Source organism: Pseudalkalibacillus hwajinpoensis, assembly GCF_039851965.1.
Lineage (GTDB): Bacteria > Bacillota > Bacilli > Bacillales > Guptibacillaceae > Guptibacillus > Guptibacillus hwajinpoensis_E.
In genome coordinates this window covers 1,433,803-1,457,458 of record NZ_CP156674.1, presented here as the reverse complement: position 1 = coordinate 1,457,458, position 23,656 = coordinate 1,433,803, and the positions used below count along the sequence as shown (strand labels likewise).

The following is a 23,656-nucleotide window of genomic DNA, read 5'->3' as shown; positions in this document are numbered from 1 at the left end:
TGCGGTTTTCGTTATATTATTTAGATTCCTGATCTGGTTTTGAACGGGGAAACACCAGATGCTTCATCATGAAAAAGCTTGATGCTGAGGAGAGAAACATGGCAAGTCCTTTAGAAATATTGCGTTCGATATACCGTGGCAGAAAGGACATCCAGTCGAAAGCAATAAGCGCTCCATAAAAAACCAGGTTGCTTACCCCGAGTGCGATAACAGCTTGAACGAGAAACAGAAGTACCTGCCGTCGGTCATGAATCGATTTGGATGGAAAGGTTAATTTCGCATTCCAAAAATAGCTGTTCACAATTGCAAGTGTATATGAAATTGTATTGTATGCTATAAGCTGGATTCGGTCATCTGTTGGAAATAACAGCATGAGCAGGTTGAGTACCCCGATATCGACAAGTGCATTCATCACACCAATCGCACTGAAGCTCATTACCTGTTTAGAACCTCTGCCAATTCGCCATTGTTTCATATACTCAACCTTCTATCTATTGGATCGCTCGCTGTTCTTCCTCTTGTTTCATCTCAATTGCTGATTCATAGAAATCGAGTAGCTGCTGTGCGGGGCCTCTCCATCCGTAGTCACGCGAATGGGTATAAGCTTGCTTTGACATTCTCTCGAGTAAGTTATCATCCTCAAGTCGCTTGATCACATCAGAAAGATTGCCTTCTGGCCCAGAACGATAGAGAAGACCGGTTGAACCGTCATCAACCTGTTCATTTGTTGGCCCGGATTCAGCAGCGATCACTGGTAGACCACTTGCCATCGCTTCTAGAATGACAAGTCCGAGGGTCTCAGTCGTCGATGGAAACATAAAAGCGTCTGAAGAAGCGTATGCTTTTGCGAGTTCCTCCCCATGCATAAACCCGGTGAACGTAATGTTGTCGAGGTGCGCGAAGTTCTTTTCAAGTTCAGTGCGATACGGGCCATCCCCGACAATTGCGAGATGCGCATCCGGATTTTGCTCGAGCATTGGAATGAGTGAATCGATTTCTTTTTCAAAGGCAAGTCGTCCTACAAAGAGCAGTAGTCTCTTCTCAGGATGATCATTTGTTAGTTTTCGTCTCATATTCTCATCGTGCAATTCAGGATTGAAACGTTCTGTGTCAACACCGCGTTTCCAGAGATGCATGTTATAGAAGTTTTGTTCGTTCAATTCTTCTAAAATAGCCTGTGATGTACAAAGGTTAATATCAGCTTTGTTGTGCATTCTTCTGAAATGCCACCAGAGTAGAGGTTCTGACCATGACTGATTGTAATAATTGGCATACTTGGGAACATGTGTGTGGTAGGAGGCAATTAGCGGTACGCCAAGCCTCTTTCCATATTTAATACCTGAGTAGCCCATGAATGCCGGATTCACAACATGAATAAGATCAGGTCCAAACTCTTCGAAATACTTCTTAATTAGTCTTGTAGGCATGCCGAATTTTCGGTGCTTATATAAAAAGAAAGTACGAGGCTGAACTCCATCAAATCGAATATTCCGGTAGCTGCGAACTCCTAAATCAGGTGCAATGACCTGAATTTCATGACCCTGATCAATTAAATAATCAATTGTTGCACGAAGTCGAGTAACCACCCCGTCAGTTGAAGGTAGGAATGTTTCTGTTACGATGGATATTTTCATATAAACACCTCAGTTTAGGGTCATTTTACTTCCAGGTTACGGTAGGAAGGACGTTTTCCTTCAGCACCCTGTCTTTATACTTCAGTGCAGTATCAAGCGTTCTGGAAATATGCTCATCTGTTAAGAGGGAAGGCTCAAGTCCAAGATCCAGTAAGTTCGTATTGATTGCACTGTAATAGTGCTCTTCTTTTTCCACACGTGGATTTTCAATATGATCAATGCTCACATTAAGACCTTTTGCCTGTGCGACACGCTGAACTTTTTCAGCAAGCTCAAGAACTGAAAATTCTTCAGTAAATTGATTGAAGACACGGAATTCACCTTTGTCAGCTGGATTTTCAGCTGCGATTTCAACACAGCGAATCGTATCTTTGATATTTAGGAAAGCACGAGTTTGTTTACCTGAACCGTAAACGGTTATGTTATGTCCAATCGCAGCCTGGATTATGAAACGATTGAGCGCTGTTCCGAAGACACCATCGTAATCAAGGCGATTAATTAACCCTTCATCAAGCTCGTCCTCCTCAGTATGAAGACCATAAACAATTCCCTGATTTAAATCAGTTGCGCGAATGCCCCAGATTTTACAGGCAAATTGGATGTTATGGCTATCATGTACCTTTGAAAGGTGGTAGAACGATCCTGGCTGTTTCGGGAACGGAAGAACGTCTTCACGTCCTTTATGCTCGATTTTTATGTATCCTTCTTCAATTTCAATATTTGGCTGTCCATATTCACCCATTGTGCCCAGTTTAATCAGGTGGCAGTCAGGTGTAACCTCTTTAATAGCATAAAGAACATTCAAGTTCCCTACTACGTTGTTCGTCTGTGTAAATACAGCGTGTTCGCGATCCATCATTGAATATGGTGCTGAACGTTGTTCTGCGAAATGCACGAAAGCTTCAGGTTTAACTTGTTTGAAGATTTCTTTTAAAAAATCGTAGTGCATTAGATCACAGTCATATACAGCGATGCGGTTACCCGTTTTTTCTTCCCATAACTTCACGCGTTCTTCGAGTGGAAGAATAGGTGTTAGTGAATTAGAACGAAGCTCATCATCCCATTTGCGGCGTACCATATTATCGACAATGGTTACTTCATGGCCCTGTTTTGATAAGTGAAGCGCGGTTGGCCATCCGCAAAAACCGTCTCCGCCAGCTACAATAATTCTCATAGATCTTACCTCCATCACAATGGTCGATTTAGTCCTTGAATTGCCTGCTTGATCAATTATTTACGATAGCATTCATCAAGTTTGGATTCAACTGAGGATATTTAATTTACTAAAACTTTAAATGAGCCTGACAATTGTCATCGAATTAGTACTTATTTCCCTAAACGCTTCAGTCTACTCTTTAAGTTTGCACTATGCGAAGAAGAAAAACAAATCTGATTTTTGTGAAATATTAATGAACTCGCAATTTTGTATGATAAAATAGGATGGGAAAAAGCCATTTTGATAAAATATAGCCATTTCTTACTTAATAACTAAATTATGATTCCCTCATAATAGCTACCCTCTAACCCGAATGCTGATTGTAAAATAGTCTGTGTCAATCAATGAAGGAATAGTAGTGATAGCCCCTAATGTAAACATCTACCCTTTTGTACTTTGAAAGAACAATAAAAAGGGGTAGGTATTATGAGGTATCGTTCTTATCGTTTCCTATTGCTTGGGCAAGCTTTTGCGAACATAGGAGACGTTCTGTATATAGTCGCGCTGATTGCTGTGCTTTATCAGGCAACTGGATCTGCAATTTATTTGTCATTATTACCTTTAACCATTACGATCGCACGCTTTATAAGTGGTATGTGTGCGCCGGTTGTACTGAATTATTTTTCATTGAAAGGCATTTTAGTTCGATCTCAGGGTGGTAAAACCCTGTTGCTTGGAGTTCTCGGGAGCTTTTTATCGCAATTCAGTGTTCCGATCTCAGTAACGTTAAGCGTTGTCTTTATGATTGCTTTTCTAGATGGATGGGCAGCTCCCGCAAGAAATGCGATGCTACCAGTGCTTGTAGAGGAATCAGAGCTAGCGAAAGCGAATAGTTTTGTTTCAGTATTGGACCAGACGATCCATTTCGGTGGTTGGGCAGCAGGAGGTATTCTCGTTTCTGCTAGTTCAGGATCATCGGTGATCTGGATAACATTTGTGGTGTACGCGATCTCCTCGGTGATGATGGCGATGATAAAAAACGAAATGAATTCGAAAAAGCAAAGTAGAATTCCAATGTTTGAAGGATGGCGAACAATCTGGAATCAACCAGTTCTAAGAACAGTTCATGCCATGATTTTTCTTGAAGCGATTGCTAATGTGGTTTGGATAGCGGCCATTCTCTATCTGTTTGTGAATGAAATCCTTCAGAAGTCTGAAGCATGGTGGGGTTATCTGAATGCTAGCCTGTTTATTGGTTTAATTATAGGAGGCGTCGTTGTCTCTCGTAACACAGAGCTATTTGAAAAGAATATGAAGGTTATTCTTTTTTTCTCGACGCTCGCTGTCAGCGTCATCACTTTCATATTTGGTCTTAACAGTGTACCAGTTATAGCCATTCTTCTGCTAACGGTGCTGTCAGGTATTGTGGAGCAGACAAAATCCCTTGTCATGATAACGTTTATTCAAAAAAATGTTCAAAAGCATCGCTTCCGGAAGTGTTTAGCGCTCAGAGTGCTTTGATCTCAATTACGTTTGGTGTGGGTTCGCTTTTATATGGCTATCTTGCAGAGACAGTGAGCCTTGAGTTTGTATTCATGTTATCGGGAATATTCCTTCTTGTTTCAGCTTTGTATATGATGAAGCATTATCGCGCATTTGAATAGGATTGAAATACGGCTTTCGCGTTAATTGCGAATGCCGTGTTTGTTGTTTAGCGGTCCTCATCTTTGTTGCCGGTAACATCAATTGCAGCTGTGTCATTTCCAAGGTAGCCTGTAGGTGTAGAGTCATTCTTTTGTTGATCTGAGTAAAATGCTTCGTTTATTTTTTCGTCAACGTTTACGTTTCCATTGTAAGATGCATTGGTCAATTTCAGGCTTGGATCATTTTTACGGTTTAACTTGTAGTGATTCATGTTCTGGCCTCCTTATCCTCTTACGCACAGTTAGTCTGTGCGTGAAGGCTGATTTTATCCCCCATAAGGGGCAGTTAAACCCACACCTCAAAATGGAGGTTTATTAAAGTTGTAGATGGGGTCAACCCTTACAATAAAGTGGAATAGAAAGCGGTAGGGTGTTATTGGATTGCAAAATGCACTGCGAGAGAAGAGAAAAGACGTGGTTATTCTCAAGATAGGCTTGCGGAAGTACTGGGCGTATCGAGGCAGACTATGATTTCGATAGAAAAGGGAAAATACAACCCCTCGCTACCATTCGCTTGAAATCGCTAAGTTATTTGAAACGATAGTGGAAGAGATATTTTATTTGGATTGACCTGGGGGAGTAATTGTGGGAGTCAACAAAACGTATATTGGATTTGGGATTTTCTTTTTGTTAATGAGCATCTTACACGTTATACCGGCATTTTTTCTAAGAGAAGCTCCTATACCAGCGGGCTATATGATGTTTGCTATGGCTGTCATGTCGTTTTGTTTAAGCTATCTTTTTCCGCAATTTAAAATGAAGGATGAACGGAGCAGAATGATTCGAGAGAAAGGAATGTTCTATTCTTACTTTTTCATGCTTGGGTATATTATCGTATTTATTCCGCTGCTTTAATTCGAGGTGATCGATATCAGTGCTATCACGATGCTGAATATAATCGCAGCACTCATGATCAGTACAGTTTTTGTTTCGATGGTTGTGACTGCAAAACGGTACTAATTTTCTTTTTGATGGTTAGAGCGTGAGCGAATCGGGAAAACCTCTTATGTGAGATCATTGAAAAGGAGTTGGATAACAGTGAGTAAAACATTACAAGCTTATTTTACAACAGAGAATGATGCAGAAAGCGCAAAAACTGATTTGCAAACTTACTCTGTAAATTATTTATCAGTTGAACATATCCCGGAGGATCAAAAGCTTAATCTTGATATTCCTTATCCAGGTCAAGGGACAGCAACACCAGCCGGTGCAAATAATGATTTGTTCTTCGCGAATCAGACCCCAACAGGCAAGCAAGAGGAGAATGCTGATCCTTCCGAACAGGGTGACAGAGAGTTTCGCTATCTTCTAGCTTTCAAAACAGATGAAAACGATGATACAGATCTTCGTGAAATTGTTTCGAAACATAATGGAGCAATGGAGAAGTAAAAGTGAATAAGAGAAAAGTTGCGCAAACTTGGTTAGCGCAACTTTTTTTGTGGGGATGGGGGACAAGCACGTGCCTGTCCCCTGTAACGCAGTATGAAAGTAGCCTTAGTGGGAGAGGCTTGAAAAGAAGTAGAAACTAGAAAGACAGAAAGCGAAATGTTCGCTATACTGTGTAAGGAAGCGCATTGAGAGTAGCGTGATACATAAAGGTTTGTTCAATATAAATGACACAAAATGTTACGATTTCAATAGAGTAAATCCTTTGTTTCAAGGGGAAAAAAGGGTATACTGACAATTAGATAATAATGATTATAAAGTGAAACTTCCATCAGAGAGGGAGGCTTTCTTCCCCCTCTCTGATGGTTAGTTGAACTAACCGGACCTAAAGGGGGGAGCTGCCCCTACCAAAACGTCTCGATAACCTACGTTCCTAAGGTGGGGGTTTTACTTTCCCTTAAGGACGGGGTGAAAAGACAATCGATGTAATTAAACACCGTATGAGAGGGGAACACATTCATGGGTAAGAAAAAAATGGGACTATTAGTGATGGCATATGGCACGCCTTATAAAGAAGAGGATATTGAGCGCTATTATACACATATCCGACGAGGACGTAAGCCTTCTGAAGAGCAGCTGACAGATCTTCAAGAACGTTATAAAGCAATCGGCGGCATCTCACCACTTGCAAAAATTACAGAGGATCAAGCAAAGGGACTTGAAGCTCGTTTGAACGAGGTTCAGGATGAGATTGAGTTCAAACTATATATTGGGTTGAAGCATATTGAACCTTTCGTAGAAGATGCGGTTCAAAAAATGCACAATGATGGCATTGAAGAAGCGGTTAGCATCGTACTTGCCCCTCACTTCTCTACGTTCAGCATCAAGTCCTATAATAAGCGTGCAAAACAGGAAGCTGAGAAAATCGGCGGCCCAGTGATTCACTCGGTAGAAAGCTGGTATGATGAGCCAAAATTTATTTCGTACTGGTCGAAGCGTATTAAAGCCATTTTTGAAGGTATGAATGCTGACGAGCATGAAAAGGCAGTGCTAATTGTATCTGCACACAGCTTGCCTGAAAAAATCATCGCTAATGGTGACCCATATCCTGACCAATTAAAAGAAACTGCAGATCTTATTGTAGAAGAAGCTGAAGTTAAGAATGTTGCAATCGGCTGGCAGAGTGAAGGAAATACACCTGACCCATGGATTGGTCCAGATGTGCAGGACTTAACAAGAGATCTTTACGAAAAACAGGGCTTTACCTCATTTGTTTATGCTCCTGTTGGTTTCGTAGCCGATCACCTCGAAGTGCTATTCGATAACGATTACGAATGTAAAGTTGTGACAGATGAGATCGGAGCAAATTATTATCGTCCGGAAATGCCTAATGCGCAGGATGAATTTATTGACGTGCTCTCAACAGTCGTCCTAAAAGGATTGAATGTAAAGCAAAATATAGAAGAAAGCAGTAATATAGTATAGAATGAAAAAAGTCAGGTGAACTAGCTGAGAGTTCACCTGACTTTAACTATCTGCGTGAGATTAATATTGATTGAAAACCTTCATTAATATATTTAATATAGGTACTTCAGGAAATATGCTGAGGTTCTCTTGACTGTAAAATCCCCTTTATTGTCTCAAATACGCTTTCGATCGTCTCTGAACCGTCCACTTTACTCAATATTCTTTTTTGTTCATAATAATCCACCAGTGGGCTTTGCTCTTCTTGGTTTACTTCAATTCGATTTCGAACTGTTTTCTCTTTATCATCCTTTCGTTGTATGACTTCGCCGTTACAGTGGCTACATAATCATGCTAATGATAACATCGTCAGAAACTAATTCACCGCCATCAATCTTTTCCTTCGCTTTTTTTCCGAGAGGAGTTCCTGCTTTTAATTCTTGCCGTAGCATATCCCCCGTTGAAATATGCGTCACACCAAACTGTTCAATCATTTTTTCTGCCTGCGTCCCTTTTCCTGTCCCAGGCAACCCCATTAGAATAATGTTCAAATCATCGCTCCCTTTCTTCCCTTTTTTTATTTGCCTCTCTTGAAGTCCGTTTATAGATGAGGTAGTTACTAGCATGGTGTTTATTCTTCCATAGTTGATAGGTCCCCTGTTGGAGGTCTAGCTCCCATGCCTTTAACACTCGTCTCATTATTTTACCGCTTCTTGTTTTTGGGAGTTTCTCTCTAAACTCAATCTCTCTTGGTGCTGCGTGAGCTGCCAGTCCTTTTTTTACAAACGTGCGGATTTCTTCCTGAAGATCATTACTTACTACGTATCCTTGTCTTAACGAGATGAACGCCTTTATAATCTCCCCCCGTACTGGATCTGGCTTTCCGATCACTCCTGCTTCTGCAACTGCAGGATGTTCAACAAGCTTACTTTCCACTTCAAATGGCCCAACGCGTTCACCTGACGTCATGATTACATCATCGACACGGCCCTGGAACCAGAAATAACCGTCTTTATCCTTGTAAGCTGAATCACCCGATACATACCATTCATCACTTTCTGTCATCCACCAGTTATCGTGAATTCTTAAGTTAAGGGAATTCATGCCCCAGCGGATAACTTCAGGATTTAAAGGTTCACCAACGCTCAATACATGTCTTAATGAAGAATGATCATAATTATTAATGATCTCATCTCCTGCTGCCATTAGCATTCTGAAAGCGGTAGGGGCACTATACCATACTGAAACTCTGTAATCTTCTATCGTCTTGTACCAGTCGTCAGGGCTAAAGCGTCCTCCTCGAATAACGTTTGACACTCCGACAAGCCAGGGGGCAAAAATGCCATAGGAAGTTCCCGTTACCCGGCCGGGGTCCGCTGTACACCAGTAAATATCGTCTTCCTTTAAGTCAAGGACCCATTTGGCAGTTTGATAGTGCTGAATCATCGCGTTATGCACATGTAGAACACCTTTTGGCTTCCCAGTTGAGCCAGAAGTATAATGAAGGATCATACCATCTTCACGATCAAAGAATATGGGCATTCCAGCCTGCGACACGGCTAATTGAAAAAATCGGTGTGAATAGCTGCTTTGGAATACCGAGGTAGTGATATTCAGAAGCTGAGTAGAAATCAACATTTGGTAATAAACCTTTTTCTTCTGTCCTCGATCAGTACAGACATTTCGTAACACTTTTTCTCTCCTGATCTTTCGGCTAACTGTTTTGACATTTCGCGCAAATGCTTCGCCCTCGGTTCTCCTTCTTTGTATACCCGATGGCCAAAGCCCATGATTTTCTCTTTATTCGCAAATGCCTGCTGTAAATATGGACTCACTTGCTTAACCTCGTCTATTTCCTGGAGCATTTTCATAACCTGTTCATTTGCCCCTCCGTGAAGTGGTCCTTTTAATGCTCCAATAGCAGCGGAGATACCTGAATAAATGTCCGATAAAGTTGCAACACACACACGGGCTGTGAAAGTAGAAGCATTTAGTTCATGGTCGGCGTGCAGAACAAGCGCTTTGTTAAAAGCTTCTTCTTCTATTCGCCCTGGAATTTCGCCTAGATCTTGACTGCTTTTTGTAAATTGCTTTTTTTGTCCTGGCGATCTAATTCTATGTCATATAAATCGAGGGTTGAAACACAGGTTCTTAAAACTGCCATTGGATGACTCAAATGAAGGGGAAGGATTTAAGTAACGAAATGATTTCCTGAGAAATTGAAGCGTTTTCATTTAATTCCATTTTAAAAGATGCTAATTGGTCCACTGATTGAAAGCAGTCAAAAGAAAACACTATTTTATACCGAGGAAGGAGACTTCAGTACCATCTATACACTAAAAGCGCTTGAAAGGCGTCTGCCTGACAGCTTTATCAGAATTCACCGTTCCTTTATTGTTAATATTTCTCATATTAAGGATATTTCGCGGGACATGGCATCCAATTTAATAATTTCGTTGAAAAGTTCTGATGATTCATCTCTTACAGTCAGCCACTCTTACATTCAGTCTGTTCGCAGGATTCTTGGATTTTAATAAAATTTGTATCTAATAGAAAGAGAAAGCAAATTCTTTCTTTCCATTTTTAAGGAAAAGCCCTTGCAAAAATAGTAGATACTTATGATTTGCCAAAACTTTAATATGGCGAAACCAGGTAAATGATCAGAATTAAATCCCAGTTCGACATACCGATTCAAGGTTTCATATCTACTACTAGTTGAATTCTCCTACAAAATTTTATGAACTTTCATTTTTTGAAATAGTTTGACATTTTATTTCCTCAATGCAAATAATAGAGTCATGTTTTAAAAAGTCAGTTTTATATTCTAGATTTTTAAAAGGAGGAGTTACATGAAAACAACTAAAAACAGGTGGTTAATTGCTTTATCTGCCATTTCTATTCATCTATCTATTGGTGCTGCATACGCTTACAGTGTTTATAAAAAACCTTTAGTTGAATCCATGGGCTGGTCACTGACAGATGTAACTTTAGCATTTACGATTATGATGGCGCTTGCAGGATCTTCAGCAGCTATTTTCGGGAAATTCGTTGAAAGAAATGGTCCCAAAAAGTCGGCAATCGTTGCAGCAGTTTTATTTGGTTTAGGACAAGCTGGTTCTGGATTGGCTGTTGCGATCGATTCACTACCGCTATTCCTGGCTACATATGGATTGCTAAGTGGGCTTGGTTTAGGGATCGGATATATTTCACCAGTATCTACACTTATAAAGTGGTTCCCTGACCGTAGAGGTTTAGCGACAGGTATGGCAGTGCTCGGTTTCGGTACAGGTGCCCTTATTACTGCTCCAGTTGCAGCCAGTTTTATCGAATCGATCGGTATCACAATGACATTTTACATATTAGGTGCAAGCTATTTTCTTCTGATGGTGCTTGGAGCTTCTTATATTGCCCCTCCAGAAGAGGGATGGATGCCAGAGGGCATGAAAAAAGATTTATCATCTGGAAAAAGAGAATTAAAAAAAGATTTAGCTCAATTAACTGCTAGAGAAGCAGTTAAAACAAAGCGGTTCTGGATGCTGTGGACGATGATGCTAATCAACACTAGTGCGGGAATAATGATTATTTCTGTAGCTTCTCCTATGGCACAGGAAGTGGTTGGGTTGTCGGCAGCTACTGCAGCTACTATGGTAGGAATAATGGGGATATTCAATGGTGGGGGAAGGCTTGGATGGGCAGCAGCATCTGATTATATTGGTCGACCAGCTGTCTTCTTGATCTTCTTTATCATCCAAATTGTAGCTTTTGTTTCTCTTCCTCTTACGACAAATGCTTTATTGTTCCAGATGTTTATTTTACTCGTTGTTAGTTGTTATGGTGGAGGGTTCTCAAATCTTCCTGCGTTTATAGGAGATTTATTTGGAACGAAACAACTTGGTGCAATTCACGGTTATCTTTTGACCACCTGGTCTTTAGGTGGTGTGTTTGGACCAATATTAGTAGCTCAGATTAAAGAAAGAACCGATAGTTACATTCCGGTATTTTACGTTTTCACGATATTGATTAGTATCGCTCTAGTTATTTCTATCTTACTGCGTAGGGATATTAACAATGGTAAAAAACAAAGAGAAACAAATGTTTATAATCGATTAGGGAAACTTTCACACTGAAAACAAATTTAAAAAACTAAGACTTTCATAAGCAATGCCCGATCTCAGTCGAGATCGGGCATTTGACTTATTCTGTAACGATTACTTTTTTTTCTGTATGCTCGTGAAGGCCTTCGTCATTCTCTACATGGATGGTCACGGAATAATCTCCATCTTCACCAAACGAAGTGGTGCCTTCATATTCGCCATCCTTCATTTCTTTGGTATCAACCCACTCAGCTTTTTCTTCACCTTCTTTTGAGATCTCAAAGCGAACAGCCGCGCCTGTAAGTGCTGCGTCACCTTTTTGAAGATGTACCATTAAATTGATGTCCTCATTTGTTTTAATTTCATCTGGTTTCATGAGATGAATGGAGACGTCACTTTCATGTGCGTGAGCGTGTTCCTGTCCACTATCTTCTTCTCCAGTTGCTTTATCTTCTGCAGTAATAGCTATTTCGTTTTTAGGCATTGTGTGTAGGTTGCGAGCAGTAACGTGAGATTGAACGAAGTACGTTCCACCTGATTCAAATGTTTTCTTGATCGAGTAAACACCTTCTCCGTCATTTGAAGCTTCAATCATTTCGCTATCGTCTTTAGCGCCTTCTTCCCAAACTTCAAACATGACTTCTTCAGCATCGTTTACCTTTTCATCACCCTGTGTGACTGTTGCCGTAAAAGTAAGAGCTTCACCCGCATCAGCCGTTTCAGGAGTATCCAGTGTAACATCAAGCGTTTCAACTGTTTCTTCACCAGTAGTATCATTCTCCGAATTATTTACATTTTCCTGTCCACATGCGGCAAGAACCACTGCTACACTAACTATTGAAATCCATGAACCTATTTTCTTCATAATTAATACTTCCTTTCAAAGCTTATCTCTGAAATTCAAGTATAGCCGGATCACTGAACCGACAAACATGAATTCTTCATCTTTTATACTAAGAAAGTAGAAGGTGTTTCTCAATAGATAAAGCAAGGCACATGTGACTACTTGTTGACAAGTTAGTAGAATGATTCTTGGACCTACTCATTCTTGTGAGAATGAGCAGAGAAGGGTGGGTGATTCTAGTGGGGTATAAATAAAGAAACTCTGGAATTAGTAATCTAGATTCACATTACTTTAGTAAACTAATCTATCGATCTTGGACATTAGGACAGAAATTCTACTAATAGAAAAGCAGTCCTTTATAAGGACTGCTTTCTCAGACGTTTACAGATAGTGTTTCAAAAGAAAACATCATCCATTTCTCGATGTCCCGAAATCCGATTCGTTTATAAATATTTCCGGCATCAGGATTATCGTAGAAAAGACAAAGCTCTTTGCCTTCAGAAAGCACATCATAACAGAGCTTGCTTGTACATTGAGATGCATATCCATGCCGTTTATACCCCGGTAATGTACATACTCCCACAACCATGGCTGATTTAGAATTCTCAGCTGCTGTGGAAGCGGCTGAGACCGGCTTACCGTCCTGCTCAATAAAATACGTTCTCGCAACACCTTTTTCTAAATTGCGTCGCTTCTCTTCCACTGTTTCACCTGATTCAAACTCATCAATACTTTGATGCAAGGTGTGAATAGAATCAAGGTCCAGAGAAGCAGCCACTTTAACCTCATGCAGATTATCGAGAGCAAGGTGTTCTACGCTATCACATTTAGCATAAAATAATTCCCGACTTGAACGGCAGGGGTGTGAAATGTATGGTTGTATTTGACGAGTTACCCGCTCGAGACCAGACATCATTGAGAACTCCGTGTCTTCCGAAATGATATGAGCAAACCCCTCTGCATCAAATTCTCCAGAAGCGTAAGGGATGTAGTTCTTTTCGTATTTTAAAAGAACGGCACGTAAAACATTATTTGATGAGAAATCACCCCATAGCTTCTGAAAAGGCTGATCATACCCAAAGGCTTCTATGTCACCCAGGATAAACAGATTTTCTGCTGCGTAAGGCGTTAATAAGGAAAGACACTGTTTGTGATCGGAATCTGTTAGGCGTCTAATCAAGCTAGTTCCCCCTTTTCATTACTCTACCAATCTATTTTACAGTAGTTGTAAAAAAAGCGGAAGGATTCTGATGATCTGTCCTCCCTTAAGGGACAGTAACTCCCACCTCAGGAATGTAGGTCATCAGGAAGTTAGGAAGGGGTCATGGGAAAGAGAACTGAATCTGACTATTTCTAAGGAAATACTCAATCTCCTGGTATATATCGCTCAATTCAGGAGCAGATACACTTTAAATGATCTGGGTTCAGATAGTCTTTTTGAAATAACAGGGAATAGCTGAGGAGAACTAGAATAGATCATGAAAAGGAGGACTGAAAGCCATGATAAAAGCCATCCTATATGACCTTGATGGAACACTGTTAAATAGGGAAGCATCTGTTGAAAGTTTCATTCATGATCAATTTAAAAGAAAATTTTCTGAGAGGAGGGACCTAGAAGAAGCGCATTACTGTGAGCGTTTCATCGATCTTGATAACAATGGATACACATGGAAGGATAAGGTGTATGAGCAACTTGTGGAGGAGTTTGCGCTGGACATCTCCTCAAAAGACTTACTTGATGATTACATAAAAAACTTTCAATCGCATTGCATTTCTTTTAAAGGCATGAGAGAAATGTTAGAAGGGTTTCAAGAGAAAGGATATGCTCTTGGATTAATTTCAAATGGACGGACTGAATTTCAATTAAATAACATTCGTTCTCTTGGAATTGAGAAGTTATTCGATGTCTTACTTATTTCAGAGCAGGAGGGCATTAAAAAACCAGACCCTGTTATCTTTGACCGGGCATTAGAGCGTCTGAACATTTCAGCTCATGAAGCCGTCTATGTGGGAGATCATCCAGAAAACGATATATCTGGTGCAAAGGGTGCAGGCTTAAGAACAATATGGAAGAAGAATGAGTATGGCGAAGCGGTTGGTGCTGGCGCTACGGTAAATGAATTGCTAGAGATCGTACAAGTCATAAATGAATGGACACCGCAGACTACGAAAAATTGACTTTAGCGAAGTCTTTCCACAAAGAAGTCAGTTAATATTGTGTTTGTAAACCATTGCAGCGTGTGATTGTGATGCGCAATGATGTCTGGAGTAGAAAATGACGGAGAGTTCCAAGTACTATGGGCATCTTGAATCAAGTGAGTTTGAAACCCTTTACTATAAGCGCAGCGGCATGTAGTATCCACACATACTTCAGTTTGAATACCAGAGAGATAGAGATGCTGGATGTCTTTTGCACGTAATTTATCTTCAAGGTTTGTATTATAGAAAGCATCGGGTGTTGTTTTATGAATGATTTCGTCATCATTCTCGACCTGTAAAAAAGGATGAAGCTGCCAGGCTGGGCTGTTCGGCTCAAGGTGTTTTGCTTCGTGTTGAATGTAAAAAACAGGCATTTGCTCTGACTTTGCAGAAGCTATAATCTTTTTGAAATTATAAAGCAGCCTAGCATCGTTATACACGGCTCGCCCTCTTTGAAACATTCCATTCTGCACATCTATCATGAGTAAAGCTGAATTAGCCATGTAGATCCCCCTCCGAATATGGAACATGCGTTCTCTTTTGGTTAGATTATATGCTTATAGAAAAAGAATCAACCACTTTATCTCAGATTTTCCATGGAGCTGATCCCTACACCGGAGTAAGCTCTAGGATAATAAATATGAGTATGTCATGTTTAATACTGGTGTTAAACAGGGTACATTGCAGTTGTATGCAAATAATAAGGAGCTGATATTTAATGAGTAACGTTTTATTTACTTCACAAGCAACTGCAGAAGGTGGACGTAAGGGTACGGTAAAATCTTCAGATGGTTTAATCGATTTTAATCTTGTGATGCCAACTGACGACTCTGATGAAACAGGTTCGAATCCGGAACAGCTATTTGCTGCTGCATACTCTGCTTGCTATGATGGTGCATTAAACCTTGTAGCATCCAAGAAGAAAAAAGAAATAAATTCTAAAACAACTGCGGATGTTAGCTTTTTGAAAGATGAAGCTGATAATGGCTTCAAAATTGGTGTAACTCTTACAGTTGAAATCAATGGTGTTAGTCAAGAAGACGCAGATATGCTAGCTGAGGAAGCTCATAAAGTATGTCCTTACTCAAAAGCAACAAGAGGTAATATTGACGTAGAAATTACTGCAAAAGCTGTATAATAGAATGAAATCGTACCGGACGCCGGTACGATTTTTTTGGTGCAGTTTATTTCGAACGCTGATTAACCAAACCATTTGTACTATCTTTAATGGATTGACAACATTGTATCGCTGTTGTACCAATGAATTTAGAAATAGCGAAGTTTTCCAAACCTAATATCCAGTTTAGTTTATAGAAGGTCGGGTATTCAAACCATAATCCTGCTTCCTCCAGAAGTTAAGGCAATTTTTAATGGAAAGGGGAACGAAGTTTTGAGGCATTCTGTAGGAACTTTAACACACCGCTACTCAGTAGTGAATTATCAGACACAGGCGGCCGTTCAGAATTCCAAGAGCATGTCAAAGAAGAAGATAGACATTCGACAGCTATCACAGATGACTGGCTTCTCAGAAGAGCAAATTCTTGAATCTATGGAATTCGGTGATCCGACACTAAAGGGATCTCGACCTGCTCCTAAACAAAACATTCACTTGCAGGTATGAGCGAGCAAGGAGAGAAGGGGCAGCGCTTTTTAGTAAAGAAAGGTATACAATAATTTCTGAAATCGGCTATAAAAAGTCGATTTTTTATTGGCTTTATAAACTAAAGGGAAATATAGGTTAATTATTGGTGAAGGAGGGTACTAGACATACGAACAATTCTAGTAAATGACGATCGGTAAATGAGGGGAAAGACATTATTTCCGGTCGGAAAGGAGAGATTCATGAAAGAAAATAAAGCTAAGGGTAAGAATCCGGTTTTTTGGGTTTCAGCTGTTATTATTTTGTTACTTGTTATCTGGGGAGCGGTCGTCCCAAAATCGTTTGCTGCTGTCGCAAATTCGGTTTATTCATTTACGACTAATGCGTTTGGTTGGTTTTATCTACTGGCCGTTATCTTTTTCGTTCTCTTTTGTTTTTATCTTGCTATTAGTAAATACGGTAAAATCCGTCTTGGGAAAGATGGAGAGAAGCCGGAATACCCATTTTTTACATGGATTGGGATGCTCTTTAGCGCAGGCTTTGGAGTAGGTCTTGTCTTCTGGGGTGTCGCAGAGCCGATGACACATTTCGCTAATCCTCCAGCAGGGTTTGGCGTTGAAGGAGAAACAGAGCAGGCAGCAAAGCTTGCAATGCGGTATTCATTTTTCCACTGGGGTGTTCATCAGTGGTCGGTATTTACCGTTGTCGGTCTTGTGATGGCTTATTTCCAATATCGGAAAGATCGCAGAAGCTTGATTAGCGAAACAATTTCTACGAAAACGAGTCATAATAAGAAAGTACCATGGAAAACGATTATTAATATTCTTGCTGTTATTGCGACCGTAATGGGCGTTGCAACATCTCTCGGTTTTGGTATCTTGCAAATCAATGGCGGCCTTAATTATATGTATGGTCTGCCTCAGAATGCTTGGATTCAAATTGCGATCACAGCGGTCTTATTTATTCTGTACATGGTATCGTCAACGACAGGATTAAATAAAGGGATCAAATACTTAAGTAATCTGAATCTTGCTCTAGCTCTTGCCCTAATGCTGTTTGTTCTTTTCCTTGGACCAACAGTGTTTATCCTTGAGAGTTTTACACTTGCTGTCGGTGGCTATATTCAGAAATTTATAGAAATGAGTTTCTATATGACACCATATCAGGGAGGAACATGGGTCAAAGAATGGACGGTTTTCTATTGGGCATGGGTTATTGCCTGGTCTCCATTTATTGGCGCATTTGTAGCAAGAGTTTCTAGAGGACGTTCTATTCGTGAAATGATCTTCGGTGTTCTTATTATTCCACCATTTATTGCGATGGTATGGATTGCCGTATTTGGAGGAGCTGCATTCCATCTAGATTTATTTCAGGGTACGTCGATTGCTGACGCCGTTAACAATGATGTAACAAGCGCACTATTTGTGACGCTTGAGCAATTCCCATTAACAGCGATTCTATCGACGTTATCTATTTTCCTTATTTGCATATTCCTGGTTACTTCAGCAGACTCCGCTACATTTGTACTCGGAATGATGACGTCAAATGGAAGTTTAAATCCATCTCTTTTCTCAAAGCTTGTATGGGGTACCCTGATTGCAGCCATCTCTGCTGTGTTAATTATTAGTAGTGGTCTACAGGGCTTGCAAACGGCTTCACTTGTCGCAGCTTTGCCTTTTACAGTTATATTAATTGTTATGTGTATTAATTTGTTTAAATCAGTTCGTCAGGAATTTAAAGAGTATGAAGTAAAAAAGGAACGGAAACTGGTTAGTAAACTGACAGAGAAAGCTGCTAAGAAGAAAACTAATTAAACATTCGTGTTCTTAATGTGCAAATGGACGTCCTAAGCTGGTGTCCGTTTGTTTGGATAATGTGTATATATTGTTCTTTCATGTCTCATATCTTGTAAACTAGTACATAACAGACAGATAAGAAAGAGGTATGTGAAATGTCGGATGTCTTGTGGATTGCTTACCTCGGTTTGCTGGGAGCGCCAGCCATTGGCTTTCTATTAAAAGGGAAATATAAGACTGTCTCAATGAAGATAGATTTTATCGTCACCGCAACAACCTGGACAGGATTGTTCGGATACGTAACAGGTCTCTCAATTGGTGTGGCGATCCTGTGGAAGATCATCTTTTTTGTCGGCATATTGTGGGATCTATTATTTGTGATATATTTCGATCAAAGTGATGAGAAAATTGAAGAGCTAAGTGAAGTGGCTGTGAAGGCAACAACGATTGTGTTTTCCGTTGTCATGCTTATTCCACTATATTATGGAATCTATCGCTATGCGTTTTATATTCTTTAATCGTAATTTTACGAGGAGGTATTACTATGCATATTAGTAAAATAGCAACGATTGAAATTCCGGTTACCAATTTACAGAGATCTGTTTATTGGTACACGGAAACTCTTCAGTTGAGCCTCATTCACCATGATGAATCTTCTGGGACTGCTATGCTGTCACTTTCTTCTAAAGGGGAGCCGACGCTTTATCTGGTTGAGGTGGAAGAGCATACACCCCTCTCTTTTTATAACGAAAAAACAAAGGTGACGCATAGTGTGATCGATTTCTATACAAGAAATCTCCATGATTATCACGCGTATTTGAGTGAGCAGGGGGTAGAAGTTGGTTCTTTACCTATAGAAGCAGGCAAGCAGGGGGGCTTCGGTTTTCAGGATCCCGATGGAAACTGGTTAAGTGTTTGTAACATTAACCCTGTTCCATAATAAGAGAAGGCGAGTAAACCGCTAGTGGTTTACTTGCCTTCCGTATTTATCCTAATGCAACATCAAGAACCATCATCACGGAAAATCCGATCATTAAGGACATAGTCGCGGTTTGGACATTTCCCTTTTCTTGAGATCCTGGAATAACTTCCTTAGCAACTACAAAGATCATCGCACCCGCCGCAAAACTTAGCGCATATGGAAGAAGTGGTTGAATGAATATAACCGCTAAAGCACCAACTACTGCAGACAGAGGTTCTACCATCCCGGATAGCTGGCCGTAGTAAAAGCTCTTACGTCGTGACATCCCATCTCTTCGAAGTGGGACTGACACTGCTGTTCCTTCAGGAATGTTCTGAATCCCAATTCCGATTGCGAGCGCAATGGCACCTGCAAGTGAAGCAGATGAAAATTCAGCTGCAAGGGCACCGAACGCAACTCCGATTGCCAGGCCTTCAGGGATGTTGTGCATGGTGATAGAGAACACCAGCATAGCCGTTCTGTGCTTTGCTTTCTTATCTTTAATGTCTTTGAAATACAAATCCTCATTGATATGAGGAAGAATACGATCGACAAGCATAAGAAAAACGCCGCCAAGTAGAAAACCAACAACGGCTGGAATGTACCCGGGCACACCCTGTTGTTCAGCCATTTCAATACCAGGACTTAGCAGTGACCAGAAGCTGGCCGCAATCATAACCCCTCCGGCAAAAGCGAGCATGCCATCAAATAGCTTCTGATTAACGCTTTTCGTAAAGAATACGAAGGAAGCGCCAAGCGCAGTTGCCCCCCAAGTAAACAATGTAAATATTAGTGCCTGTATTACAGGGCTTAATTCAATAAACCAATCCGTCATCAGAAACCTCTCCTTCTTTATCACACTCTATATTTCCTATCATCACGTTTTTTGCCTTAAGGAAAAATTCTATACAAACAAGTGTAAATCGACTGTGTTCGACTGTCAATAGACAGGCTTGTGACTTTATCAAAAAAGGGCATAATAAGAGCCCGGCATAAGCCGGGCGTTTTTAAGGTATATCCCATCAATAGATCCATCTTACTTTGCTACAGAAATGGAACGTTTAATCATCTCTAACATGTCAGCCTTAATATGAGTCCACATGTCGGTATCTGTCGTAAATCGTTCTGTTGTTTCGTGTATAAATGATAGAAACGCACTCTTGAAATCAGGCTCTCCTTTAGGTGGAAGGTTTTGCTTCGCACTGTCAACGTACGCTTGAACTTCGGGTGCCCGTGGTCCCCATTTACCAATTTCATTTCCATTTTGATCAATTATAATGATGATCGGGATGGATCTTGCCGAACCATTTGTAAGATACTGATCCATCAGTTCGAGGTTGTTATCTCTAATAAAAAACTTCGTTTCGATGATGGCTTCATCAGTCATTCTCATAAATATAGGGAGGTTCACCATAGCATCACCACACCAATCAGCAGTTAACACTAAAGCACGAAGACGTTCTAATTGGAGTGAATGTAAAAAGTCAATATCGGATGGTTCGAGTTTGAAGTGGTTGTAAATCGTAAGTAAGTCGTCACGGTGCTCGTCCATAGTATGAATATACCCATGTTTAGAAATTCCCTGTTCGAACCAATCTGTTAGATTCATGGAACCCCTCCTTAATCGTTTCGTTATCTATTATTATACTACGAAAAGGTCGATATTCCTTTTTAATAAAGCTGCATTTACTAAGTTAAAGCATGAAGTTAGTGACATATCCTTATCAATGATATAATTGAGTCACGTGAAGGGGGAGAGAGATGAATTATGTTGGACCAATACATAGTTTGAGTAACATTAATAAATTGAAGGACACACTGCTTAGCAGGTCAAAGCGGGATTATTTGCTTTTGATGTTCAGTGTGAATACCGGCATGAGGTTATCCCCTCTCTTGAACCTAACGTTTGCTGATGTATTGGAAGATGGGAAGCTTAAAGAGTATCTTGATCCTGCTATCACGGAAACGACTTATATTTACCTTAATTCAGGTGTGAAGTTAGCCCTGAATTTATATATGGCAAATTATTCCTACAGCCCTGACTTTTTTTTATTTCATACGAAAAAAAGTCCATTGCGTCCAATTACCCGTCAACAGGTTCATCGTATTGTGGCAAACGCTGCAGAAGAAGCGCAATTGGACCAACCCGTTAGCTTTCATAGTTTAAGAAAAACGTTTGGTTATCACGCGTTTCAACAGGGAGTTGCGGTTTCGCTGATTCAAAAAATTTATGGACATGCTACTCGTAGTGAAACACTTAAATACATTGGCATTAAACCTGATCAAATTCCGAAATTAAGAATCGATGTGAATTTATAGAAGGGGCAAGATAGATGGAAACAAATACAGTTATTTTATTTAGTGCGTTATTTTTAATTGGTGGCGTGGTGATGGCGAAGTTTTCTTCACGCCTTGGTGTTCCAGCACTTGTTCTCTTTATTATTGTTGGAATGTTGTTTGGAAGTGATGGGTTTGGATTTATTTACTTTGACAATGCTTCTTTGACTCAGTCACTTGGAATACTTGCACTTGTACTTATTTTATTCGATGGTGGTTTGCAAACCGAATGGAAGAAAATGAAAACCGTTCTTCCTGTCTCTCTCTCTCTCGCAACCTTTGGTGTTCTCATTACCACAGGATTATTTGGCGTCGTAGCCAAGATGCTTCTTGATGTGAATTGGAATGAAGCCCTTCTTCTTGGAGCGATCGTAGGGTCTACAGATGCGGCTGCCGTGTTCGCTGTCCTAAAAGGTAAAAACATTAAAAGAAAACTTGAATCCACGCTTGAAGCTGAATCGGGTTCTAATGATCCAATGGCGATGTTTCTGACTCTATCATTACTACAGCTTGCGATTGGCGCGGAAACGTTTGGTGCTTCAATGTTTCTGACATTCTTCTGGCAAATGGGAGCAGGACTTTTACTCGGTATTATCTTTGGTTATGCGGCTTCTTGGGCTATGAAAAGCATTGAGCTCGGATCGAGCGGATTGTATCCCGTATTCTCAATTGCTATTGCTCTGATTACTTTTAGTATCAGTGATCTTGTAAATGCGAGTGGTTTGCTTGCTGTATATGCAGCAGCACTAGTTCTTGGGAATACCAAAAGCCTTCCATATGGCCAAACCATTTTTCGTTTCCATGATGGAATTGCGTGGATGATGCAGATCCTGATGTTTATTATGCTTGGTTTACTTGTTTTTCCTTCAGAGCTATTTTCTACATGGATTGTTCTAAAAGGGCTTGCGCTATCACTTTTTCTTATTTTAATAGCCAGACCATTTGCGGTATTGATTTCAACCATTCCGTTTAAATTTACGATAAAAGAAAAGGTATTTCTTTCTTGGGCAGGTCTTCGTGGCGCAGTTCCTATTGTTCTTGCAACTTTTCCCCTTCTAGAAGGACTCGAAAATAGCCAGCTGTTTTTTAATCTAATCTTTTTCATCGTCCTGACATCGGCATTATTCCAGGGTGCTACAATTCCATATCTAGCCAAGCGTCTTAGCTTAACAGGGCCAGAAGTTCATATTCCATCACATTCACTAGAACTCGTATCTTCAACAACGGTTAACGCAGAAATGATTCCTTACGCGATCACGTCTTCATCAAAGCTACTGGGAAAAGAATTGTCAGATATATCGTTTCCTGACAAAGTACTCGTAAGTGCCATTATTCGTAAGGATCAGCTAATCGCACCATCAGGTGATACAAAAATCAAAGTGAATGATGTATTGTACATTCTTGTTGAAAATCAGAAAAAATCAGAATTAGAAAAAGTACTTGGTATACGCAAAACCATTGGTGGTTAAACCCTAAGAAAATAAAAAGATTTTTTGAGAAGGTGACCTGTGCTGCCTTCTCATTCGTTTAAGAAGGCAGAGTTAAGGGAATTTTGACAGCATCTATTGATTAGAAAGAAGGTAATGTGTCATGCCAGAGGGTCCTGAAATAAGAAAAGCAGCAGATCAAGTAGAGAAGGCGTTAACTCAAGGGAGCGTTATGGACGTGTTCTTCGCTTTTAATGAGCTAAAAGGATATGAGTCAATTCTTAGGGGAGCTAATGTAGTTAGAGTGGATACAAAAGGAAAAGCCATGCTCATTCGGTTTGATAATGGCTATACTATTTATTCTCATAACCAGCTTTACGGGAAATGGATGATCAGGAATGCCTACAAATATCCGAAAACAAACCGGCAGCTGCGATTAGCATTACACAATGAGAAGAAGTCAGCGCTTTTATATAGTGCATCAGATATTGAAGTATTGAGAGATGAGGAAGTCCCGCTTCATCCGTTTATTGCAAAAGTAGGTCCAGACCTTCTAACAGAAGAAGTGGCAGCAGAAGAGTTAGTGGAAAGATTTGAATCAAAAGCGTTTCGCCGGAAAAAGTGGACTTCGCTTTTACTTGATCAATCGTTCATTGGTGGAATTGGAAACTATTTGCGAAGCGAGATCCTGTTCTTAGCAGGCATTCATCCAGATTTAAGACCGATTGATTGCTCACAAGACCAGTTAAACAAAGCAGCAGAAGTAGCCCTGATGCTTGTAAAGCGATCGTATGAGCACAATGGTATTACGAACGATATTGAGTTAGCAAAGCAGCTTAAGGAAAAAGGCCAAACGAGAAAAGGATATCGACACTGGGTTTTCAATCGGGAAGGTGAGCCATGTCGGATCGATGGTACGGAAATCCAAAAGGTAAAAGCTGGTTCACGCAGGCTCTATTACTGCCCAACTTGTCAGGAAAAAATTGAATAACAAAACATTGCAAACGCATTCAAGTGTGTGGTAAATTATATGTAACCGGTTACATGATAAAAAA

24 protein-coding genes and 4 pseudogenes are annotated in these 23,656 nt (G+C 40.3%); 16 read left to right on the top strand and 12 right to left on the bottom strand.

Annotated features, from left to right (window positions below):
- Positions 1-16: 16 nt before the first annotated feature.
- The 3 genes from ABFG93_RS07385 to ABFG93_RS07375 are packed head-to-tail and all read right to left on the bottom strand — an operon-like array spanning position 17 to position 2,808.
- Entirely contained in the window at positions 17-475 is a 459-nt protein-coding gene (locus tag ABFG93_RS07385) for a GtrA family protein (RefSeq protein WP_347551928.1), read from the bottom strand.
- Positions 476-491: 16 nt separating this feature from the next.
- A complete protein-coding gene (locus ABFG93_RS07380; RefSeq protein ID WP_347551926.1) occupies positions 492-1,634 on the bottom strand; it encodes a glycosyltransferase family 4 protein in 1,143 nt (380 codons plus the stop codon).
- A 25-nt stretch (positions 1,635-1,659) separates the two neighbouring features.
- Positions 1,660-2,808: an NAD-dependent epimerase/dehydratase family protein gene (locus tag ABFG93_RS07375; RefSeq protein ID WP_347551924.1), complete on the bottom strand. Its 1,149-nt coding sequence runs from the start codon at positions 2,806-2,808 to the stop codon at positions 1,660-1,662.
- A 468-nt stretch (positions 2,809-3,276) separates the two neighbouring features.
- Here ABFG93_RS07375 and ABFG93_RS07370 point away from each other — a divergent pair, with 468 nt between their 5' ends.
- Positions 3,277-4,311 carry an MFS transporter gene (locus tag ABFG93_RS07370; RefSeq protein WP_347551922.1) on the top strand — a complete coding sequence of 345 codons (1,035 nt, stop codon included), beginning with the start codon at positions 3,277-3,279 and terminating at the stop codon, positions 4,309-4,311.
- A gap of 190 nt (positions 4,312-4,501) precedes the next feature.
- On the opposite strand, the gene ABFG93_RS07365 is transcribed toward ABFG93_RS07370, so the two are convergent.
- Positions 4,502-4,705: a hypothetical protein gene (locus ABFG93_RS07365; protein ID WP_347551921.1), complete on the bottom strand. Its 204-nt coding sequence runs from the start codon at positions 4,703-4,705 to the stop codon at positions 4,502-4,504.
- 168 nt (positions 4,706-4,873) lie between these two features.
- Here ABFG93_RS07365 and ABFG93_RS07360 point away from each other — a divergent pair.
- The 4 genes and pseudogenes from ABFG93_RS07360 to hemH all read left to right on the top strand — a co-directional run bounded on the left by ABFG93_RS07360 (position 4,874) and on the right by hemH (position 7,364).
- Positions 4,874-5,063: pseudogene (locus tag ABFG93_RS07360) on the top strand (helix-turn-helix transcriptional regulator).
- Between the two features lie 15 nt (positions 5,064-5,078).
- Positions 5,079-5,348, top strand: a complete 270-nt coding sequence (locus ABFG93_RS07355) for a hypothetical protein (protein ID WP_347551919.1) — start codon at positions 5,079-5,081, stop codon at positions 5,346-5,348.
- Positions 5,349-5,531: 183 nt separating this feature from the next.
- A complete protein-coding gene (locus ABFG93_RS07350; protein ID WP_347551917.1) occupies positions 5,532-5,882 on the top strand; it encodes a hypothetical protein in 351 nt (116 codons plus the stop codon).
- Between the two features lie 516 nt (positions 5,883-6,398).
- Entirely contained in the window at positions 6,399-7,364 is a 966-nt protein-coding gene (gene hemH / locus ABFG93_RS07345) for a ferrochelatase (protein WP_347551916.1), read from the top strand.
- Between the two features lie 106 nt (positions 7,365-7,470).
- Here the strand turns inward: hemH and ABFG93_RS07340 are convergent.
- From ABFG93_RS07340 to ABFG93_RS07330, 3 pseudogenes are all read right to left on the bottom strand, one after another.
- Positions 7,471-7,894, bottom strand: a pseudogene (locus ABFG93_RS07340) (nucleoside monophosphate kinase).
- An 80-nt stretch (positions 7,895-7,974) separates the two neighbouring features.
- Positions 7,975-8,870 (bottom strand): annotated as a pseudogene (locus ABFG93_RS07335) (AMP-binding protein); the annotation flags it as partial.
- A 1-nt stretch (position 8,871) separates the two neighbouring features.
- Positions 8,872-9,605: pseudogene (locus tag ABFG93_RS07330) on the bottom strand (citrate/2-methylcitrate synthase); the annotation flags it as partial.
- On the opposite strand from ABFG93_RS07330, the gene ABFG93_RS23055 reads away from it, so the two are divergent.
- The gene (locus ABFG93_RS23055) at positions 9,596-9,877 is read left to right on the top strand and encodes a LytR/AlgR family response regulator transcription factor (RefSeq protein WP_431522061.1); all 282 of its coding nucleotides are present in this window, start codon (positions 9,596-9,598) and stop codon (positions 9,875-9,877) included. The pseudogene ABFG93_RS07330 and the gene ABFG93_RS23055 overlap by 10 nt on opposite strands.
- Before the next feature lie 315 nt (positions 9,878-10,192).
- Complete coding sequence (locus ABFG93_RS07325) at positions 10,193-11,470, top strand: L-lactate MFS transporter (RefSeq protein WP_347551914.1); 1,278 nt, start codon at positions 10,193-10,195, stop codon at positions 11,468-11,470.
- Between the two features lie 67 nt (positions 11,471-11,537).
- Here the strand turns inward: ABFG93_RS07325 and ABFG93_RS07320 are convergent, their stop codons facing one another.
- Both ABFG93_RS07320 and ABFG93_RS07315 read right to left on the bottom strand, forming a co-directional pair.
- Complete coding sequence (locus ABFG93_RS07320; protein ID WP_347551912.1) at positions 11,538-12,302, bottom strand: FixH family protein; 765 nt, start codon at positions 12,300-12,302, stop codon at positions 11,538-11,540.
- A 352-nt stretch (positions 12,303-12,654) separates the two neighbouring features.
- The gene (locus ABFG93_RS07315) at positions 12,655-13,461 is read right to left on the bottom strand and encodes a GNAT family N-acetyltransferase (protein WP_347551910.1); all 807 of its coding nucleotides are present in this window, start codon (positions 13,459-13,461) and stop codon (positions 12,655-12,657) included.
- 320 nt (positions 13,462-13,781) lie between these two features.
- Here ABFG93_RS07315 and ABFG93_RS07310 point away from each other — a divergent pair, with 320 nt between their 5' ends.
- Positions 13,782-14,459 (top strand): HAD family hydrolase, encoded by a 678-nt coding sequence (locus tag ABFG93_RS07310; protein WP_347551908.1) that lies wholly within the window; start codon positions 13,782-13,784, stop codon positions 14,457-14,459.
- Between the two features lie 2 nt (positions 14,460-14,461).
- Here ABFG93_RS07310 and ABFG93_RS07305 read toward each other — a convergent pair whose 3' ends face one another.
- The gene (locus ABFG93_RS07305; protein ID WP_347551906.1) at positions 14,462-14,983 is read right to left on the bottom strand and encodes a cysteine hydrolase family protein; all 522 of its coding nucleotides are present in this window, start codon (positions 14,981-14,983) and stop codon (positions 14,462-14,464) included.
- A 215-nt stretch (positions 14,984-15,198) separates the two neighbouring features.
- On the opposite strand from ABFG93_RS07305, the gene ABFG93_RS07300 reads away from it, so the two are divergent.
- From ABFG93_RS07300 to ABFG93_RS07280, 5 genes are all read left to right on the top strand, one after another.
- Positions 15,199-15,618, top strand: coding sequence for an organic hydroperoxide resistance protein (locus ABFG93_RS07300; protein WP_347551904.1), 420 nt, complete (start codon positions 15,199-15,201; stop codon positions 15,616-15,618).
- Between the two features lie 252 nt (positions 15,619-15,870).
- Complete coding sequence (locus ABFG93_RS07295; RefSeq protein ID WP_347551902.1) at positions 15,871-16,101, top strand: hypothetical protein; 231 nt, start codon at positions 15,871-15,873, stop codon at positions 16,099-16,101.
- Between the two features lie 221 nt (positions 16,102-16,322).
- The gene (locus tag ABFG93_RS07290; protein WP_347551900.1) at positions 16,323-17,894 is read left to right on the top strand and encodes a BCCT family transporter; all 1,572 of its coding nucleotides are present in this window, start codon (positions 16,323-16,325) and stop codon (positions 17,892-17,894) included.
- A gap of 137 nt (positions 17,895-18,031) precedes the next feature.
- Positions 18,032-18,394 carry a hypothetical protein gene (locus ABFG93_RS07285; RefSeq protein ID WP_347551899.1) on the top strand — a complete coding sequence of 121 codons (363 nt, stop codon included), beginning with the start codon at positions 18,032-18,034 and terminating at the stop codon, positions 18,392-18,394.
- 26 nt (positions 18,395-18,420) lie between these two features.
- Entirely contained in the window at positions 18,421-18,816 is a 396-nt protein-coding gene (locus ABFG93_RS07280; protein ID WP_347551897.1) for a VOC family protein, read from the top strand.
- A gap of 46 nt (positions 18,817-18,862) precedes the next feature.
- Here the strand turns inward: ABFG93_RS07280 and ABFG93_RS07275 are convergent, their stop codons facing one another.
- Both ABFG93_RS07275 and ABFG93_RS07270 read right to left on the bottom strand, forming a co-directional pair.
- Positions 18,863-19,672 carry a ZIP family metal transporter gene (locus ABFG93_RS07275; RefSeq protein ID WP_347551895.1) on the bottom strand — a complete coding sequence of 270 codons (810 nt, stop codon included), beginning with the start codon at positions 19,670-19,672 and terminating at the stop codon, positions 18,863-18,865.
- A 201-nt stretch (positions 19,673-19,873) separates the two neighbouring features.
- Positions 19,874-20,446, bottom strand: a complete 573-nt coding sequence (locus tag ABFG93_RS07270; RefSeq protein ID WP_347551893.1) for a thioredoxin family protein — start codon at positions 20,444-20,446, stop codon at positions 19,874-19,876.
- A 152-nt stretch (positions 20,447-20,598) separates the two neighbouring features.
- Here ABFG93_RS07270 and ABFG93_RS07265 point away from each other — a divergent pair, with 152 nt between their 5' ends.
- From ABFG93_RS07265 to nei, 3 genes are all read left to right on the top strand, one after another.
- Positions 20,599-21,156: a tyrosine-type recombinase/integrase gene (locus ABFG93_RS07265; RefSeq protein WP_347551891.1), complete on the top strand. Its 558-nt coding sequence runs from the start codon at positions 20,599-20,601 to the stop codon at positions 21,154-21,156.
- Between the two features lie 14 nt (positions 21,157-21,170).
- Positions 21,171-22,643 (top strand): potassium/proton antiporter, encoded by a 1,473-nt coding sequence (locus ABFG93_RS07260; protein ID WP_347551889.1) that lies wholly within the window; start codon positions 21,171-21,173, stop codon positions 22,641-22,643.
- Positions 22,644-22,764: 121 nt separating this feature from the next.
- Entirely contained in the window at positions 22,765-23,592 is an 828-nt protein-coding gene (gene nei / locus ABFG93_RS07255) for an endonuclease VIII (RefSeq protein ID WP_347551887.1), read from the top strand.
- The last annotated feature ends 64 nt before the right edge of the window (positions 23,593-23,656 follow it).

Excerpts from the sequence above, each read along its gene's own strand:
- ABFG93_RS07385 (WP_347551928.1), bottom strand. The coding sequence starts at position 475 with ATGAAACAATGGCGAATTGGCAGAGGTTCTAAACAGGTAATGAGCTTC.
- ABFG93_RS07380 (WP_347551926.1), bottom strand. The coding sequence starts at position 1,634 with ATGAAAATATCCATCGTAACAGAAACATTCCTACCTTCAACTGACGGG.
- ABFG93_RS07375 (WP_347551924.1), bottom strand. The coding sequence starts at position 2,808 with ATGAGAATTATTGTAGCTGGCGGAGACGGTTTTTGCGGATGGCCAACC.
- ABFG93_RS07370 (WP_347551922.1), top strand. The coding sequence starts at position 3,277 with ATGAGGTATCGTTCTTATCGTTTCCTATTGCTTGGGCAAGCTTTTGCG.
- ABFG93_RS07365 (WP_347551921.1), bottom strand. The coding sequence starts at position 4,705 with ATGAATCACTACAAGTTAAACCGTAAAAATGATCCAAGCCTGAAATTG.
- hemH (WP_347551916.1), top strand. The coding sequence starts at position 6,399 with ATGGGTAAGAAAAAAATGGGACTATTAGTGATGGCATATGGCACGCCT.
- ABFG93_RS23055 (WP_431522061.1), top strand. The coding sequence starts at position 9,596 with ATGCTAATTGGTCCACTGATTGAAAGCAGTCAAAAGAAAACACTATTT.
- ABFG93_RS07325 (WP_347551914.1), top strand. The coding sequence starts at position 10,193 with ATGAAAACAACTAAAAACAGGTGGTTAATTGCTTTATCTGCCATTTCT.
- ABFG93_RS07320 (WP_347551912.1), bottom strand. The coding sequence starts at position 12,302 with ATGAAGAAAATAGGTTCATGGATTTCAATAGTTAGTGTAGCAGTGGTT.
- ABFG93_RS07310 (WP_347551908.1), top strand. The coding sequence starts at position 13,782 with ATGATAAAAGCCATCCTATATGACCTTGATGGAACACTGTTAAATAGG.
- ABFG93_RS07305 (WP_347551906.1), bottom strand. The coding sequence starts at position 14,983 with ATGGCTAATTCAGCTTTACTCATGATAGATGTGCAGAATGGAATGTTT.
- ABFG93_RS07300 (WP_347551904.1), top strand. The coding sequence starts at position 15,199 with ATGAGTAACGTTTTATTTACTTCACAAGCAACTGCAGAAGGTGGACGT.
- ABFG93_RS07290 (WP_347551900.1), top strand. The coding sequence starts at position 16,323 with ATGAAAGAAAATAAAGCTAAGGGTAAGAATCCGGTTTTTTGGGTTTCA.
- ABFG93_RS07285 (WP_347551899.1), top strand. The coding sequence starts at position 18,032 with ATGTCGGATGTCTTGTGGATTGCTTACCTCGGTTTGCTGGGAGCGCCA.
- ABFG93_RS07280 (WP_347551897.1), top strand. The coding sequence starts at position 18,421 with ATGCATATTAGTAAAATAGCAACGATTGAAATTCCGGTTACCAATTTA.
- ABFG93_RS07275 (WP_347551895.1), bottom strand. The coding sequence starts at position 19,672 with ATGACGGATTGGTTTATTGAATTAAGCCCTGTAATACAGGCACTAATA.
- ABFG93_RS07270 (WP_347551893.1), bottom strand. The coding sequence starts at position 20,446 with ATGAATCTAACAGATTGGTTCGAACAGGGAATTTCTAAACATGGGTAT.
- ABFG93_RS07265 (WP_347551891.1), top strand. The coding sequence starts at position 20,599 with ATGAATTATGTTGGACCAATACATAGTTTGAGTAACATTAATAAATTG.
- ABFG93_RS07260 (WP_347551889.1), top strand. The coding sequence starts at position 21,171 with ATGGAAACAAATACAGTTATTTTATTTAGTGCGTTATTTTTAATTGGT.
- nei (WP_347551887.1), top strand. The coding sequence starts at position 22,765 with ATGCCAGAGGGTCCTGAAATAAGAAAAGCAGCAGATCAAGTAGAGAAG.